Annotated in this window: 12 protein-coding genes and 1 pseudogene; 7 read left to right on the top strand and 6 right to left on the bottom strand. The window is 71.8% G+C overall.

Going from position 1 to position 14792, the window contains the following annotated elements:
- Position 1: 1 nt before the first annotated feature.
- Positions 2-2227, bottom strand: coding sequence for a putative bifunctional diguanylate cyclase/phosphodiesterase (locus OG207_RS06205; protein WP_329096634.1), 2226 nt, complete (start codon positions 2225-2227; stop codon positions 2-4).
- Positions 2224-3054 (bottom strand): SAM-dependent methyltransferase, encoded by an 831-nt coding sequence (locus OG207_RS06210; RefSeq protein WP_329107465.1) that lies wholly within the window; start codon positions 3052-3054, stop codon positions 2224-2226. Before OG207_RS06210 ends, OG207_RS06205 begins: the two co-directional genes overlap by 4 nt.
- Before the next feature lie 890 nt (positions 3055-3944).
- On the opposite strand from OG207_RS06210, the gene OG207_RS06215 reads away from it, so the two are divergent.
- The 3 genes from OG207_RS06215 to OG207_RS06225 all read left to right on the top strand — a co-directional run bounded on the left by OG207_RS06215 (position 3945) and on the right by OG207_RS06225 (position 5713).
- Entirely contained in the window at positions 3945-4094 is a 150-nt protein-coding gene (locus OG207_RS06215; protein WP_329096635.1) for a hypothetical protein, read from the top strand.
- Between the two features lie 41 nt (positions 4095-4135).
- Positions 4136-4906: a bestrophin-like domain gene (locus OG207_RS06220; RefSeq protein WP_329096636.1), complete on the top strand. Its 771-nt coding sequence runs from the start codon at positions 4136-4138 to the stop codon at positions 4904-4906.
- A gap of 219 nt (positions 4907-5125) precedes the next feature.
- The gene (locus OG207_RS06225) at positions 5126-5713 is read left to right on the top strand and encodes a hypothetical protein (RefSeq protein WP_329096637.1); all 588 of its coding nucleotides are present in this window, start codon (positions 5126-5128) and stop codon (positions 5711-5713) included.
- A 100-nt stretch (positions 5714-5813) separates the two neighbouring features.
- On the opposite strand, the gene OG207_RS06230 is transcribed toward OG207_RS06225, so the two are convergent.
- Entirely contained in the window at positions 5814-6332 is a 519-nt protein-coding gene (locus OG207_RS06230; RefSeq protein WP_030012611.1) for a hypothetical protein, read from the bottom strand.
- Between the two features lie 365 nt (positions 6333-6697).
- Here OG207_RS06230 and OG207_RS06235 point away from each other — a divergent pair, with 365 nt between their 5' ends.
- Positions 6698-7360 carry a class F sortase gene (locus tag OG207_RS06235; RefSeq protein ID WP_329096638.1) on the top strand — a complete coding sequence of 221 codons (663 nt, stop codon included), beginning with the start codon at positions 6698-6700 and terminating at the stop codon, positions 7358-7360.
- A gap of 33 nt (positions 7361-7393) precedes the next feature.
- Here OG207_RS06235 and OG207_RS06240 read toward each other — a convergent pair whose 3' ends face one another.
- Complete coding sequence (locus OG207_RS06240; protein ID WP_329096639.1) at positions 7394-8287, bottom strand: polysaccharide deacetylase family protein; 894 nt, start codon at positions 8285-8287, stop codon at positions 7394-7396.
- 102 nt (positions 8288-8389) lie between these two features.
- Between OG207_RS06240 and OG207_RS06245 the strand changes: the two genes are divergently transcribed.
- Complete coding sequence (locus tag OG207_RS06245; RefSeq protein ID WP_329096641.1) at positions 8390-8578, top strand: hypothetical protein; 189 nt, start codon at positions 8390-8392, stop codon at positions 8576-8578.
- 40 nt (positions 8579-8618) lie between these two features.
- On the opposite strand, the gene lysX is transcribed toward OG207_RS06245, so the two are convergent.
- Positions 8619-11948, bottom strand: coding sequence for a bifunctional lysylphosphatidylglycerol synthetase/lysine--tRNA ligase LysX (lysX, locus tag OG207_RS06250; RefSeq protein WP_329096642.1), 3330 nt, complete (start codon positions 11946-11948; stop codon positions 8619-8621).
- 177 nt (positions 11949-12125) lie between these two features.
- Here lysX and OG207_RS06255 point away from each other — a divergent pair.
- A pseudogene (locus tag OG207_RS06255) lies at positions 12126-12613 on the top strand (universal stress protein).
- A gap of 24 nt (positions 12614-12637) precedes the next feature.
- On the opposite strand, the gene OG207_RS06260 reads toward OG207_RS06255, so the two are convergent.
- Complete coding sequence (locus OG207_RS06260; RefSeq protein ID WP_329096643.1) at positions 12638-13837, bottom strand: CapA family protein; 1200 nt, start codon at positions 13835-13837, stop codon at positions 12638-12640.
- 311 nt (positions 13838-14148) lie between these two features.
- Here OG207_RS06260 and OG207_RS06265 point away from each other — a divergent pair, with 311 nt between their 5' ends.
- Positions 14149-14688, top strand: coding sequence for a sigma-70 family RNA polymerase sigma factor (locus OG207_RS06265; protein ID WP_329096645.1), 540 nt, complete (start codon positions 14149-14151; stop codon positions 14686-14688).
- Positions 14689-14792 lie beyond the last annotated feature (104 nt).

Here is a 14792-nt window from a genome sequence, read left to right on the forward strand (position 1 = left end):
ATCAGGAGGGCGTGGGCACCGCGTCCGAGAGGGAGAGGCTGTGGATGCGGTCCGGCGCCCCGGGCCGGGCGTAGTACCAGCCCTGAGCGGTGTCGCAGCCGAGGGCGCGCAGCTGGGCGGCCTGGGCTCCGGTCTCCACTCCCTCGACGGTGACGGCGAGTTCGAGGCTGTGCGCCAGGGCGACGATCCCCTCCACGATCTTGACGTCAACCGGGTCGGCGGGCTGCTGCTGCATCCCTTGGGTGAAGGAGCGGTCGAGCTTCAGGACGCTGACCGGCAGCCGCCGCAGGTTGGCCAGGTTCGAGTAGCCGGTGCCGAAGTCGTCGAGGGCGATGTCCACACCGAGTGCCGCGAGCCGGCGCAGCGGTTCCAGGAGTTCGTCGTCGGCCCCTATCAGGGCTGATTCGGTGACCTCCAGGCACAGCGCGCCCGGGGCGAGGCCCGACTTCTCCAGCACCGCCACGGTGTCGGCAACCAGGCCCGGGTGGTGCAGCTGGGTCGGAGAGAGGTTGACGTTGATCCGCAGGGCTGCGCCCCCGTGCTCGCGCTGCCAGATGCGGGCCTGGCGGACGGCCTCCTCCAGCACCCAGCGACCGAGCGGCACGATCAGCCCGGTGCGTTCGGCGAGGGGGATGAAGCGGTCCGGGCCGAGTACCCCGTACTGCGGGTGCGACCAGCGCACCAGCGCCTCGGCCCCGTGCACGCTGCCGTCGCGCATGTGGACCAGCGGCTGGTACTCGATGAAGAACTCGCCGCGTTCCAGAGCCGCGGGCAGGGCGTTGGTCAGGCCGTGGCGGGTGATCGCGCGGGCGTCGGCCTCGGCATCGGCGAATTCGAAGCGGTTGCCGCCGGCCGCCTTGGCCCGGTACATCGTGATGTCGGCGCTGCGCAGCACCTCCGCCGGGGTGCGCTCCTTGGCCCGTCCCTCGACGATGCCGATGCTGCCCCGGACCGTCAGTTCCCGACCCTCCAACCGGATCGGCGTGGACAGGGCGGTCAATATGCGGACCGCGAGCTCGGTCACCTTCTGCTCGGTGTCGGAGCCGGTGGTCAGGGCGACGAACTCGTCGCCGCCGAGCCGGGCGACCACCTCGCCCGGGCCGGTCGCGCAGCTCTGCAGCCGGTCGGCGACCTCCACCAGCAGCCGGTCCCCCGCCGAATGCCCGAGGCTGTCGTTGACCGCCTTGAAACCGTCGAGGTCGAGGTAGCACAGCCCGTAGCGGTCGCCGCCCGCCCCGCCGAGGGCCTTCTCCAGCCGCTCGAAGAACAGCGTCCGGTTGGGTAGACCGGTCAGGGCGTCGTGGGTGGCCTCGTAGCGAAGGCGCAGGTTCAGCAGCCGGCGTTCGGTGGTGTCCTCCATCAGCGCCAGCTGGTACTGCGGCTTCCCGTCGGCGTCGCGCAGCAGCGACACCGTCAGATTGGTCCAGAGCACGGTGCCGTCGTGCCGGTAGTAGGGCTTCTCGACGCGGTAGCTCTCGCGCTCGCCGCGCACCAGCTCGCCGTACATCCGCCAGACGTGCGGGGTGTCATCCGGGTGTCCCCATTCGCTGACGTTGCGGCTGCGGACGTGCCCCTCCAGGCCGCCGAACATCTGCAACAGGGTGTCGTTGACCTCCAGGACGTTCCCGTCGAGGTCGGCGATGCCGATCCCCACGGCCGCGCCCTCGAAGACCGCGCGGAAGCGCTCCTCGCTCGCGTGCAGGGCCTGCTGCGCGTCGGTACGCGCGGTCAGCGCGGAGCGCGCGATGGCCTCCTGCTCCCTCAGGGTGCGCTCGCGCAGCGCGCGGGCGTATCCCGCCGCGATGGCGTGCTGCAGCCGGGCGCAGCGCGACCGGTACTCCTCGGTGCCCTCCACACCGGAGCCCTCGGGTCCGTCCGGGCCGCAGTAGAGCACCAGGTACGACTCGATCACGCCGAGGGTGCCGGCCAGGGCCTCGGGGTCGGTGCAGTGCACGGCGACGAGTTCCGCCCCCACCTGCTGGGCGACCGAGGCGTCGAAGGGCCTCGCGTGCAGGGCCTCGGTGAGCGTGCGGGTGAGGGGGAGGAGGTGCCGTTCGAACTCGGTGCGGGTCAACGAGGTCGCCGTGACCGGGAAGATCGCCCGGCCCCAGATCGTGGCGAAGCGGGCGATCCGGTCCTCGATACCGCCGTGCGGAGCCGTCGCGGACCCGGTGGCGGGTGCCGCGGCGACCTTCGGCGCGCCCGCCGTCTGTGCCGGAAGTCTCACGCCTTGCGTCCCACGCCGCCGAAGCCCGAGAAGGCGTAGGGGTCCTCCGGCGTCTCGCCGTCCTCACCGTTGTCGGGTCGGTCCGGCCGCCAGTTGGGCATGGCCACGAGGCCCGGCTCCAGCATCTCGAACCCGTCGAAGAAGCCGCTGATCTGTTCCCGGGTCCGCATGACGAGGGGGTTGCGCATGTCCCGGTAGACGCCCACGGTGCCGGCGGCGGTTTCCTGGGTGAGCGGGATTCCCTCGTACGAGGCGTGCGTGAGGATCAGCAGGCTGCCGGGGGCCAGTGCGTCGCACAGCTCGGCGACGGCGGCGTACGGGGCGTCCTTGTCCTCCAGGAAGTGCAGGACGGCGACGAGCAGGAGGGCGACCGGTCGGCCGAGGTCGAGGAGCCGACCGACCTCCGGGGCGGCGAGGATCTCCTTGGGCTTGCGCAAGTCGGCGGCGACGATGTCGCTGTGGTCGTCTCCTGTGAGGACGGCCCGGCTGTGCGCGACGGCCACCGGGTCGTGGTCGACGTAGACGACGCGCGCCTGCGGGCTGGCGGCCTGGGCGACCTCGTGGACATTGCCGAAGGTGGGGATGCCGGAGCCGATGTCGAGGAACTGCGTGACGCCCTCGGCGACGGCGTGCCGGACGGCGCGGCGCATGAATGCCCGGTTGGCCTGCATGATCTTGGGCAGTCCCGGCATGAATTCCATGGCACGGCGAGCCGTCTGGCGGTCGACCTCGAAATTGTGGGACCCACCCAGATAGTAATCGTAGATGCGGGACACGCTCGGCACCGATATGTCGATGCCTGGCGGGGCCCAGGCGGGGCGCTCCATCGGGGTCTCCAAGCGTTGGTCCTGCGGTCGTCCGTGTGAGGTCGGACTCCTGTCCGAGCCGAATGTACTGATCATTTCCCAACAGGGCGAGCAAAAGCGGAAATTGGCGATCCGTTCTTCGTCACACACCAAAGGCACCGCCTCGCCGGACGGGGGAATGACCGATACCGACAAGTCCCTTATGGGAATTGACTGGGGGTCGACCGGAGTCACCACACTACCGACCTGCGGATGGCTCAAACCTCTCTGGTCGGCAGTCCACCCGTTCAGGCGAACCGGGGGCCGAGCCTCGCGTGCCCGGGCGCGCGCGGGCCCATGCTCCCGGGGTGAACAGAGCCTGTGCCAGGCGCCTGCTGGCAGTCCCGGTCCTGCTGTGGGCGGCCTTGTCCGTCACGCCGGCCGTGGCTGATAGCCGCGCCTACGCGACGACCGACTCCGGCGACGGCCCGGCCGCCGCCGTGGTGGCCGCGGTGGCCGGCGGCAGCGACCGCGCACGCGGCCCGCGTGGCGGACATCACGGTGACGACCAGGGCTCCGACCACGGGAAACGCCGTGAAGGCGGGCACGGCGGGGGCCGTCACGGCCACCCCCACTGCCCTCCGCCGCCGCCCCCTCCGCCCTGCCCGCCGAAGCCACCGCCGAAGCCACCGAAACCGCCGAAACCCACACCGCCGCCCGAGCCGACTCCCCCGCCGTCGCCCGAGCCCCCACCGCCCCCGAAACCCGCACCGCCGAAACCGCCGCCTCCCCGGCCGGCGCCGAAGCCCGTACCGAAGCCCGTCCTGCCCGCGCCGCCCCCGCCGAAGCCGGCGCCCCCACCGCCCCGCGTGGTCCGGGCTCCTGCGCCGCCGCCCGCACCACCTGCACCACCGCCACCACCCGCCCCCGAGGTGAAACCCGTACCGCCGAAACCGGTGGCCCGCCCCGCGTATCACGCGGCCGCCCGCAAACCCGTCGAGCACCACATCTCGCCGGTGACTTTCACCTTGATGACCGCCGCTCCCGCGGTGCTCGCGATCGTCGCGCTGCGCCCGCGCTAGCGCGCTTCTTCCTCCCCACCAGTAACCGATTGGGAGTCATCTTGTCGGAATGGCTCGTCCTGTCCCTCGCGATGGCCGCGGCCTGTGCCGTGGTGCTGTCCATCGCCTTCTTGAACCACAGGAGGATCGGCGATGACGACGATCCGAACGAGACCCCTGACGTCATCGAGTACATGACGATGATGATCGGGGTGATCTACGCGATCGTGTTGGGCCTGGCGATCGCCGGCGTCTGGGAGGGCCGCGGGGCCGCCCAGGAATACGTGCGCCAGGAGGCCCAGGCCCTGCACGAGATCAGTGTCCGCTCCGAGGTCTACCCGGCCGAGGTGCGCAAGCGGATCCGGTCCGACGTCGACGCGTACGTGACCCACGTCGTGGACACGGAGTGGAAGCGGATGGCCGACCACGGCGAGCTCACCGAGCACGGCGGGGAGCTGCTGGAGCGCATCCGCCGGGACGTCACCGACTACGAACCGCAGACCGACCACGAGGGGCAGGCCTACCAGCCGCTGGTCGACCAGGTCGCGGTGGTCGACGACGCCCGCAGCGCACGCGGCTCGAGTGCCGGGGCCACCATGCCGGGCGTGGTGTGGTTCGGGCTGATCGTCGGCGCCCTGGTGACCGTGGGCCTGATCTTCACCCTGCAGATCAGGCGCTCGTTCCGGGAGATGCTGCTGGCGGGCCTGTTCAGTGCCCTCATCGCGTTCCTGCTGTTCCTGATCTGGGACTTCGACGCGCCGTTCGGGCGGGGCATCTCCGCCACCGCCGAACCGTTCCTCACCCAGTTCCCCCACCTGGACCTCGGCGGCTAGGCCGCCCGGGCACGTCTCGTCGGTCGGGCCGGATCAGGCCACTCGCAAACCGGGGACGGGCCTCCCGTCCCCGGTTCGGCCCAGGGCCGTGCCCCATTCGCCCGTTCCTGATCGCGGGTCACCGCACCCCGACCTAGCGTGTCGGACATCGAGGCGCACGACCCCCCACGTGCGGAAAACCGTTCCGCGGCTGCTCCTCGGGGATCCGGAGAACCAACCATGGGTGCGATACGTACCTCCGCCACCACCCTGCTGAGCGTCGGCGCCACGGGCGCCGTACTCGCGCTCGGCGTCCTCGGCGCGCCCGCCGCAACCGCTGCCGAGGCACAGCCCATCACCTCGTTCGGCTTCACCCTCACGCCTTCGACCGTCGCCCCCGGAGGGCAGACGGTCCTCGCGGTCAGCCGCTGCAACGCCGCCTACGCCACCGCCTCCTCCGGTGTCTTCGACACCGTGAGCATCGCGCGCGGCCAGACCGTACGGGTCACCGTGGACCGGGACGCCCGGCGCGGCGCCGTCTACTCCGTCTCCTTCACCTGCAACGGGGAGACCGGCTCGGCCGATCTGACGATCGCCGGCGGCACCACCGGACCCACCACGAGCTCCACGCGAACGGGCACCGGCACCGGCACCGGCACGACCCGCTTCCCGACCCCGTCCTCCGCCCTCGGTGTCCGCGGCGGTCTGGGCGGCAGCGTGGCCGGCATGGATCCCCTGGAGCTCGGCGCCGGCGCCGGTCTGTTCCTCGCCGCCGCGGGCGGCACCGTGTTCGCCCTGCGCCGCAGGGGATCCGGCCGTAGCCATTGAACCCGCCGGACGTCCCCCCGCCACCACCGATCGCCCCGAGTCCTCGTCAGGACTCGGGGCGATCGCCGGTGGCGGGGGGATCTCCGTCCGGGGAGACCGGTCAGGCCCGGCTGCGGAGCGGGCGGCGACGGCGCAGCACGTGGGCCCCGGCTCCGAGGGCCGCGGCGCCGACGAGGCCCGCACCGATGGCGGTCTCGGCCGTGGACGGGCCGAAGGATCCGCCGATGCCGCCCTGCGAGGGGTTGCCCTCCAAGATGGTGAAGCGGTGCGTGGCGACCAGGTTGCTGTCGTTGCACTTGACGGACAGCGTGTGGTGCCCGGGCGAGGCGTGGTTGAAGATCCGGACGGTCGCGAATCCGATCGACCCCGCGGACAGGTTGGCCGGCGGAAAGTTGCCGTGCGACGTGACGGTACCGCCGTGACCGCAGCCCGCCGCGCTCACCTGCATCGTGGAACCCTGGTGCACGGAGTACGGGTTGACGGAGATGTTGCTGGGGCCGTTCCCACCCCCATTCCCACCCCGGCCCCCGGGGTCCTGGTTCGCGGAGGCGAACGGGGCACTGAGGCCGATCACGGCGCAGGCTGCCGCCGTCACGGTAAGAGCGCGCAAAACACGCATGGTGGAACCTCCAGCGGGAAGCGCCCCGGAGCGTCGGCCCCGGATGATCGACGAGAACGCCTCCCACGTCGAACCCTCGGGTCGTCCCGCCATCTCCGCATTTCCGGCTTTGGGCCGCCCGGTTGAGCGACACGCCGAAGCTCGGGAAATGCAACTGACGGATCCGCAGGTCACGACCCGTCAGGCATTTATGTGACGATTACCTGGATGGGCGCACCCCGTCCGGCTCCCTCCGGGTGGCGGCCACCCGTTCGCCCTTCCCCCCCTCGCCGTGCTGCCGACTCGGCCTTAGCGTGCGTGAAGTAGGGCGTACAGGGGTGGGACGGGAACGCGGGTCGGGACCCCCGCGTCGGGAAGGGAGAACGATGGGCGAGGACGAGCCCGGGAAGTCACGCAAACGCTCACCGTGGGGCGTACTCGCCCTGGTCATGCTCACCGGCCTCGCCATGGTGCGCAACGGTGTGAACATCGGCGACGGGCCGCCGCAGCCCACCGCGGCCTCGGCCGTCGCGGTGACGGCCGACCAGTTGCCGGCCGATCCACCCACGCCCCCGGCGGACATGGAGGTGCTGGAGCACTCGTCGGTCCAGCGCATCCGGATTCCCACGATCAACGTGGACGCGCCGGTGATGACGGTCGGGCTGGACGCGGAGGGTTGGATCGACGCGCCGCCCCCGCAGGACCGCAATCTCGCCGGCTGGTACCTCAACGGCATCTCGCCGGGCCAGCGGGGCTCCGCGGTGATCGTCGGTCACGTGGACAACGCGCAGGGCCCCGCGGTCTTCTACGGTCTCGGCTCGGTCAAGCCGGGCAACCACATCGAGGTGGAGCGGTACGACGGCCGCACGGCGGTGTTCGAGGTCTACGGGGTGGAGGTGTTCTCCAAGGAGGCCTTCCCCGGGGCCCGTGTGTACGGAGACACAGGACACCCGGAACTCCGGGTGATCACCTGTGGCGGCGGATACTCAAAGGCCCGTGGCTACGACGGCAACGTGGTCGTCTTCGCCCGCATGGTGGAGGCCCGCTGAGCCGGTGCGCGTCCACCGCGGCCGGCGCCCGCTTCAGCGGGGCGGCAGCACCGGGAGGGTCATCCGGTAGCCGCGTGCGAGCAGTTGGGGAAGGTACGAGGAGATCGCCTGAACGCTCTGCGACCGGTTGCCGCCGGCGTCGTGCGAGAGGACGATCACGCCGGGGGCCGCGCCGCCCAGTACCCGGGAGATGATCGTCGGGGTCCCCGGTTCCTTCCAGTCCAGGGTGTCCACGGTCCAGGCGAGCGGCTCCATGCCGAGCTCGGCCCCGATCTCGAAGGCGGCCCGGTTCCAGGCCCCGTAGGGGGCCCGGAACCACAAGGGCGCCTCGCCGACGGTCTGCTGGACGACCTCGCTCGTGCGGCCGATCTCGGAGGCGAGGGCGGGCCGGCTGAGCCCCGGGATGAGCGGGTGGGTCCAGGTGTGGTTGCCGATGACGTGGCCCTCGTCGACCATCCGGCGCAGCAGGTTCCGGTTCTCGGTGGCCATCTCGCCGCAGACGAAGAACATGGCGCGCACGCCGTACCGGGCGAGGGTGTCGAGGATGGCGGGGGTGTAGCGGGGGTCCGGGCCGTCGTCGAAGGTGAGCACCATGCCGGCCGACGCGGCTTCCTCGGCGGGGAGTTCCAGGATGGGCCGGGTCCGTACGGCCGGCTTCGCGGCCGCCGGGCGCACCGGCGCGTCGGCGGTCATCGGTTGGAGCCGGTACGCCTTCTCGGGCAGCGCCCGCGCCCGCAACCCCGGCGCACCCGCCGCGGGGGGCGCCCCCGGCCCGGCCGGGGGTACGGACCCGGTCGGTCCCTGCCCCGGGGTACCGGTACCGCGCTCACCGCCCACGCTGAGCAGTCCGGAGGCCGCGGCGACCCCGAGGAAGACGGCGGTACGCAGGACCGTGCGCCGCCCTACTGTCGGCTCGTCATTTTTCATTATTACTACGTATCAACGACATCGCCGAAGTTGTCGAGAGGCGCGGAGGCACCCTGTTCCCCTCACCCGGTCGGCTCACACCCGCAGGGCTTCACCGCCACCGTGGTCGTGCTCGCCGAGCGGGCCGGGATCCGGGTGGACTGGGAGCGGCTCGGCGCTGCCCCGGACGGCCCTCGCGAGGACGTACAGGTGTCCGTCGCGGGAACGGCCGCTCCGCCGCCCGGTCGCAGTTGGTCCACCGGGCTGCGGGAGCAGGCGGCGCGGCTGGAACGGCGTATGCCGAGGCAGTGAGGGACCGCCACGGCGACGACGGGGGCGTCCTTCGGGGTGGTCAGCCGCGGCGGACCAGGGGGAAGGGCAGGGTCTCGCGGATCGTCAGGCCCGTGAGGAACATGACGAGGCGGTCCACGCCGATGCCGAGGCCGCCCGTGGGCGGCATCGCGTACTCCAGGGCGTCGAGGAAGTCGTTGTCGAGTTCCATCGCCTCCGGGTCACCGCCCGCCGCGAGCAGGGACTGGGCGGTGAGGCGGCGGCGCTGTTCCACGGGGTCGGTCAGCTCCGAGTAGGCGGTGCCCAGTTCGGTGCCGAAGGCGACCAGGTCCCAGCGTTCGGCGAGCCTGGGGTCCCGGCGGTGCTGGCGGGTGAGCGGGGAGACGTCGGTGGGGAAGTCCTTGTAGAAGGTCGGCAGCTTGGTGCGCTCCTCCACGAGGCGCTCGTACATCTCCAGCACCACGTCGCCGCGGGTGTCCTCGGGGCCGTGCGGGACCGACGCCCGGTCGCACAGTCGGCGCAGTGCCCCTTCCTCGGTGTCGGCGTCGACCTCCTCGCCGAGGGCCTCGCTGATGGCCCCGTACATGGTCTTGACCGGCCAGGTTCCGGAGATGTCGTGGACGACGAGCTTCCCGTCCGGTCCCGCCTTGTGGGCGATGGGCGAGCCGAAGGCGGCGGTGGCGGCGCCCTGGATCAGTTCGCGGGTGAGGTCGAGCATCACGTCGTAGTCGGCGAAGGCCTGGTAGGCCTCCAGCATCGTGAACTCGGGGTTGTGCTTGTAGGAGACGCCCTCGTTGCGGAAGGTGCGGCCCATCTCGAAGACCTTCTCCATGCCGCCGACGCAGAGCCGCTTGAGGTAGAGCTCGGGCGCGATGCGCAGGTACAGGTCGAGGTCGTAGGCGTTGATGTGGGTGCGGAAGGGCCGGGCGTTGGCGCCGCCGTGGATCTGCTGGAGCATCGGGGTCTCGACCTCGAGGTAGCCGCGGTCGAGCAGTCCCTGGCGCAGGGCCTGGACCGCGCTGGAGCGGGCCCGTACGACGTCCCGGGCCTCGGGGCTCGCGACGAGGTCGAGGTAGCGGCGCCGGACCCGGGCCTCGGGGTCGGCGAGGCCCTTGCGCTTGTCGGGGAGGGGGCGCAGGCACTTGCCGGTGAGTTGCCAGGACCGGACCACCAGCGACAGCTCGCCCGCCTTGCTGGCGCCGGTCTCGCCGCTGACGAGCACGTGGTCGCCGAAGTCGACCTGGGAGGTGAAGGAGTCCAGTACCTCGGCCCCGGCTTCGTCGCGGGTGAGCATCAGCTGGATGTCGCCGGACCAGTCGCGCAGGACGGCGAAGACCACGCCGCCGAGGTCGCGCACGAGCATCACGCGCCCGGCGAGGGTGACCTGTTCGCCGGTCCGGGCGCCGGGCGGGAGGGTGGGACGGCCGGGGGAACCCCCGTGGGTGGCCTTCAGTTCCGCGACGGTGTGGGTGCGCGCGCGGATCCCCACCGGGTAGGGGTCGGTACCGGCCGCCCGGATGCGGTCCAGTTTCGCGTGGCGGACGCGGACCTGTTCGGGCAGCCGCTCGGCCGGGGCCCCCGCGTCCCCCTGCTCGACCGCGTCCAGGCCGAGGGATTCGATGGAGGGCAGTCCCTCGGTGGAGGCGATGGCGGTGAGGCCCTTGGGGTGGCCGTTGCCCCACAGGGTGCGCAGGCTGGGTACGGAGACGAAGCCCTCGGCGATGCCGGAGGCGAGGCTGACCCGGGCGAGCGAGCCGGCGTCCTGGTAGCAGAGGTAGCGCGGGTACCACTCGGGGTCGTACTTGACGTTCGAGCGGTACAGCGCCTCCAGCTGCCACCAACGGGAGAAGAAGAGGAGCAGCTTGCGCCACAGTTTGAGGACGGGGCCGGCGCCGATCCGGCCGCCCTCCTCGAAGGCGGAGCGGAAGACGGCGAAGTTGAGGGAGATCCGGTGCACACCGAGGCCGGGGGCCGCGGCGCAGAGTTGGGCGACCATGAACTCCATGACCCCGTTGGGGGCGGTGCGGTCGCGGCGCATGAGGTCGAGGGAGATGCCGTCCTTGCCCCAGGGGACAAAGGAGAGCAGGGCGATCAGCTCGCCCTTGTCGTCGAAGGCCTCGACCAGCAGGCAGTCCCCGTCGGCGCGGTCGCCGAGCCGGTCCAGGGCCATGGAGAAGCCGCGTTCGGTCTCGGTGTCGCGCCATTTGTCCGCGCTTTCCACGATCCTCTGCATCTCGTCCTCGGAGAGGGCGGAGTGGCGGCGGATGACGGTGGTGGCGCCGGTGCGCCGGACACGGTTGACGGCCTGGCGGGTGACGCGCATGTCGCGGCCGTCGAGGTCGAAGCGGGCCACGTGCAGGATGGCCTCGTCGCCGAGCTGCAGTGCGCCGAGTCCGGAGCGGGCGTAGGCGGTGGCGCCGTCCTCGGAGGCGCCCATGACGGCGGGCTGCCAGCCGTAGCGCCGGGCCACGGCCAGCCAGGCGTCGATGGCGGCGGTCCAGGAGGCGGGGTCGCCGACCGGGTCACCGCTGGCGAGGCAGACACCCGCCTCGACGCGGTAGGTGACGCCGGCCTTGCCGTTGGGGGCGAAGACGACGGCCTTGTCGCGCCGGGTGGCGAAGTAGCCGAGGGAGTCGTTGCGGCCGTAGGCGCCGAGGAGCGCGCGGATGCGGGGTTCCTCGTCGCCGTGCAGGGCGGCGGTCAGGCGCTGGGAGCGGAAGAGGGTCATGGCCGCGTTCAGTAGGGCGGCCGCGCCGAAGAGGCCGAGCAGGAAGGAGAGCGGGCGGGGTGGGTGGCCGTCGAACTCCCGGGCGGAGAAGAGGCCGCCGAAGACCTCCTTGGCGGCCCAGTCCAACCACTGGCCCCGGGGCAGGGTGCCGGGGAAGAGGGCGACGAGCGCCCAGCCCACGAGTACGGCGGCGAGCAGGCCGAGGCCGAGCACGAACAGGGCGTGCCACAGGGCCCCCGGGCGGGAGGCGGCGTAGAACTCGTCGCGGGCGGCGATCAGAACGGCCAGCGCGGCGACGGCGATGACCATGGAGGGGATGCCGATCCAGTACGCGCCGACGGCCATCTCCAGCACGTCGTCGACGATCAGCAGGGCCAAATAGGTGATGACGATCCACCAGGCGACCTTCTTGCGGGTGCCGAGGGCCGCGGCGAGGAGGAAGAGGAAGACGGCGTAGGCGAGGTTCGCGCTGACCGGGACGACGATCAGATCGAGGAACCGCACGATGGGCCGCAGGAGCCGCCGCAGCGTGGGGGAGAGCGCGAGCAGGGCGCAGAGCAGGCCGAGCGTTCCGAAGAACGCGCCGAACCCGTCGGGCACCCGGTTCAGGAAGCGGTTCCGGGTTCCGTGCTTCTCCTCCACGGTGGCGCTGGTCGCACTCATGGTTCGCACTGTAGGGAGGGCCGCGCCGGGGCGCGCGGCGAGCGATGGGCCGCGAGGTGCACGGCCGCTCCCCGGGCCATGTCCTCGAGCAGGCCCGGTTCGTGCACCGGGTCGTGCACCGGGTCAGGCCCCGGGCCGTGCCCCGGGCGTTCTGGAGCACGGCCCATCCTCGGCAGGGTGACGGAGCACGTGAATACGGAATTCGAACGCGGTACCGACGGTCCGAAGGTGATCCTGGCCGGGGTGGACGGATCGGAGTCCTCGCTGCGGGCCGCAGCCTACGCGGCGGGACTGGCCCGGCGGCAGAACGCCCTGCTGGCCCTGGTGTACGTCCAGCCGGTGATCCCGGCCGGCGCCGCGCTCGGCGCGCCGGCGGCGGACACCACCGGGGAGATCGCCGAGGGCCGGGTGACCGAGATCCGCGCCTCGGCGGAGCGGCTCAAGGGCATCTACGAGGTGCGCTGGCAGTTCCACACCTTCCACGACGACCCGCCCCCAGCTACCGCTGGGAGGTGCCCCCAGCCGGCCTGGTGAGCGCGGCGGACGAGCTGATGGCGGACGCGGTGGTGGTCGGCGCCTCCGAACAGGCGGGCCACCGCATCGTGGGATCGGTGGCGATCCGCCTGGTGAAGGCGGGCCGCTGGCCCGTCACCGTGGTTCCGTAGGGATCCCGGGTCCCGTCGCCGGCCCTACCTGCCCATGGTCAGGCCGTCCTTGGCGGCGCCGCGGCTGAGCACGGCCTCGCTGATGGCGTCGCGCGCGCGCTCGTAGTCCTCCCGACCGGGTTCCTTCGCGAGGGCGTCGGTCAGGTGGACGACCCGGCCCACGGACAGGTCCATCATCTGCGGCACGAACTCGGCCTTGGTGACCTGCCAGCGCTGCCCGGCGGCGGCCGGCGGGGCGAAGGCGAACCGGCCGATCGAGCCGTAGTTGCCCCGCATGTCGCGCGCGCCCGAGTGGTTGAACATCTCGCCCGCGACCTGGTCGCCCATGCCGTAGATGATCCAGGTCCCGTTGACCTTCTCGTAGGGCTGCGGCACGTGGGCGTGCGTACCGATGAGGGCGTCGATGTCGGGGCGGCCGCCGGTCTGCGAGGCGGTGAGCGCCTTGCCGAGCGAGAGCTGGGTGCCGTCCGGTTCGGTCTCCCATTCCGTGCCCCAGTGCACGCTCACCAGCACCACGTCCGCGCCCGCCTTCCGGGCCGCCCGCGCATCCGCGATGATCTTGTCCTGCTTCATCAGGTTGACCGCCCACGGCTGGCCCTCGGGCATCGGGTAGCCGTTGGTGTCGTAGGTGTACGCGAGGTGCGCCACCTTGGCGGAACCTGCCGTGTACGTGGTCACCGTGGCCGCCTCGGCGGCCGTACGGGCCGATCCGGCGTGCCCCAGTCCGACCTTGTCGAAGCGGTCCAGCGTGCGGCGCAGGCCCGCGCCCCCGTCGTCGAGGGTGTGGTTCGAGGCCGTGGAGCAGCCGTCGTACCCGGAGTCCTTCAGCCCGTCGGCGACCTGCGGCGGCGATGTGAAGGCCGGATAGCCGGAGAAGGGCCCGCCCTCCTCCCCGTAGATGGTCTCCATGTGGCAGAGGGCGAGGTCGGCCGCCGAGACCACCGGTTTGACCCCGGAGAACATCGGCCTGAAGTCGTATCCGTCGCCGTCCGCGTCGTTCGCCGCGCGCTGGATGACGGAGGTGTGCGGCAGCACGTCGCCGCTCACAACGAGGGTGAAACCCTGCCCGGGGGCCGGTCCGGCGGCACTGGAGGGGGCGGCCGGCTCCCCGGAATCCCCGAGGCGGGCCGGTGCGGAGCTCTGGGTGGCCGAGCAACCGGCGGCGGCGGACAGCAGCACGACCGACAGGAGGGCGAACACCTGCGGTCGGATTCGCGTGGTCATGCGCCCTACTCTCATTAATACGATTATCTGATGTGTGATCACATGCAATCCACATAACTACACGCTGTAAGTCAAGAACCGGATCCGTCTTGCGGACACGCGCCCACCCGAACGGCGGACGGGGGCGAGGCCGACCGCCTGCCGTTCGCCGCGCCGTTCGACCGTTCACCGACCGGCACGGCCGCCCGGCGGACGACCCGGGTGCTTGGGCGCAACGCCGGGGCCGGACGGTTCCGGGTCGGCTCCGTGCAGGTCAGGGTGGACGGGTCGCCGCTTCCACGGCCCCCCACGCACCCCGGAAGGAGCCCCTCGTGCCGATCTCCCCCACCCTCCCGCGTACGGACCCCGAGGCACTCGCCGTCCTCCAGCGCGATCACGGGCGGGCCCTGTTCGGATTCCTGGTAGGCCTTACGGCAGGGGACGCCCAGCGCGCGGAGGACCTCGTGCAGGAGACCCTCGTACGGGTCTGGCAGCACCCGGAGGCCCTGTCCAGCGGGCACGACTCCATGCGGCCCTGGCTGTTCACGGTGGCCCGGCGGCTCGCGATCGACGCCCGGCGGGCCCGGCTGTCACGACCGCTGGAGGTGGATCCGGAGGGGCTGGAACACGCACCCGAGCCGCAGGACGCGGTGGCCGGCTCGGTCACGGCGATCGACGTCCGGCGGGCCGTGGGGTCCCTCGGGCCGGAGCACCGCGAGGTGCTGATGCAGGTCTACTTCCGCGACCGCTCGGTGGCCGAGGCCGCCGCCGAGCTCGGAATTCCGGCCGGAACGGTCAAGTCCCGGACGTACTACGCCCTCCGCGCCCTGCGGAAGGGCCTCCAGGGGTACGGGTACGGCCTCGGCGCCTGAGCCTGCAGCGCGGCGAAGGATCGGCTAACGCCATGAATAGATGCGGACCGGACATAAAACGCGTCGATTTCGGCATCAGAGCGTGCAAGTTGAGTAAACATCCC

Origin of the sequence: Streptomyces sp. NBC_01439, from assembly GCF_036227605.1 — a bacterium.
Classification (GTDB): Bacteria; Actinomycetota; Actinomycetes; order Streptomycetales; family Streptomycetaceae; genus Streptomyces.

Coding starts and splice junctions, on each gene's coding strand:
- OG207_RS06230 (WP_030012611.1), bottom strand. CDS start 6,332: ATGCGTGTTTTGCGCGCTCTTACCGTGACGGCGGCAGCCTGCGCCGTG.
- OG207_RS06240 (WP_329096639.1), bottom strand. CDS start 8,287: ATGAAAAATGACGAGCCGACAGTAGGGCGGCGCACGGTCCTGCGTACC.
- OG207_RS06225 (WP_329096637.1), top strand. CDS start 5,126: ATGGGTGCGATACGTACCTCCGCCACCACCCTGCTGAGCGTCGGCGCC.
- OG207_RS06210 (WP_329107465.1), bottom strand. CDS start 3,054: ATGGAGCGCCCCGCCTGGGCCCCGCCAGGCATCGACATATCGGTGCCG.
- OG207_RS06260 (WP_329096643.1), bottom strand. CDS start 13,837: ATGACCACGCGAATCCGACCGCAGGTGTTCGCCCTCCTGTCGGTCGTG.
- lysX (WP_329096642.1), bottom strand. CDS start 11,948: ATGAGTGCGACCAGCGCCACCGTGGAGGAGAAGCACGGAACCCGGAAC.
- OG207_RS06235 (WP_329096638.1), top strand. CDS start 6,698: ATGGGCGAGGACGAGCCCGGGAAGTCACGCAAACGCTCACCGTGGGGC.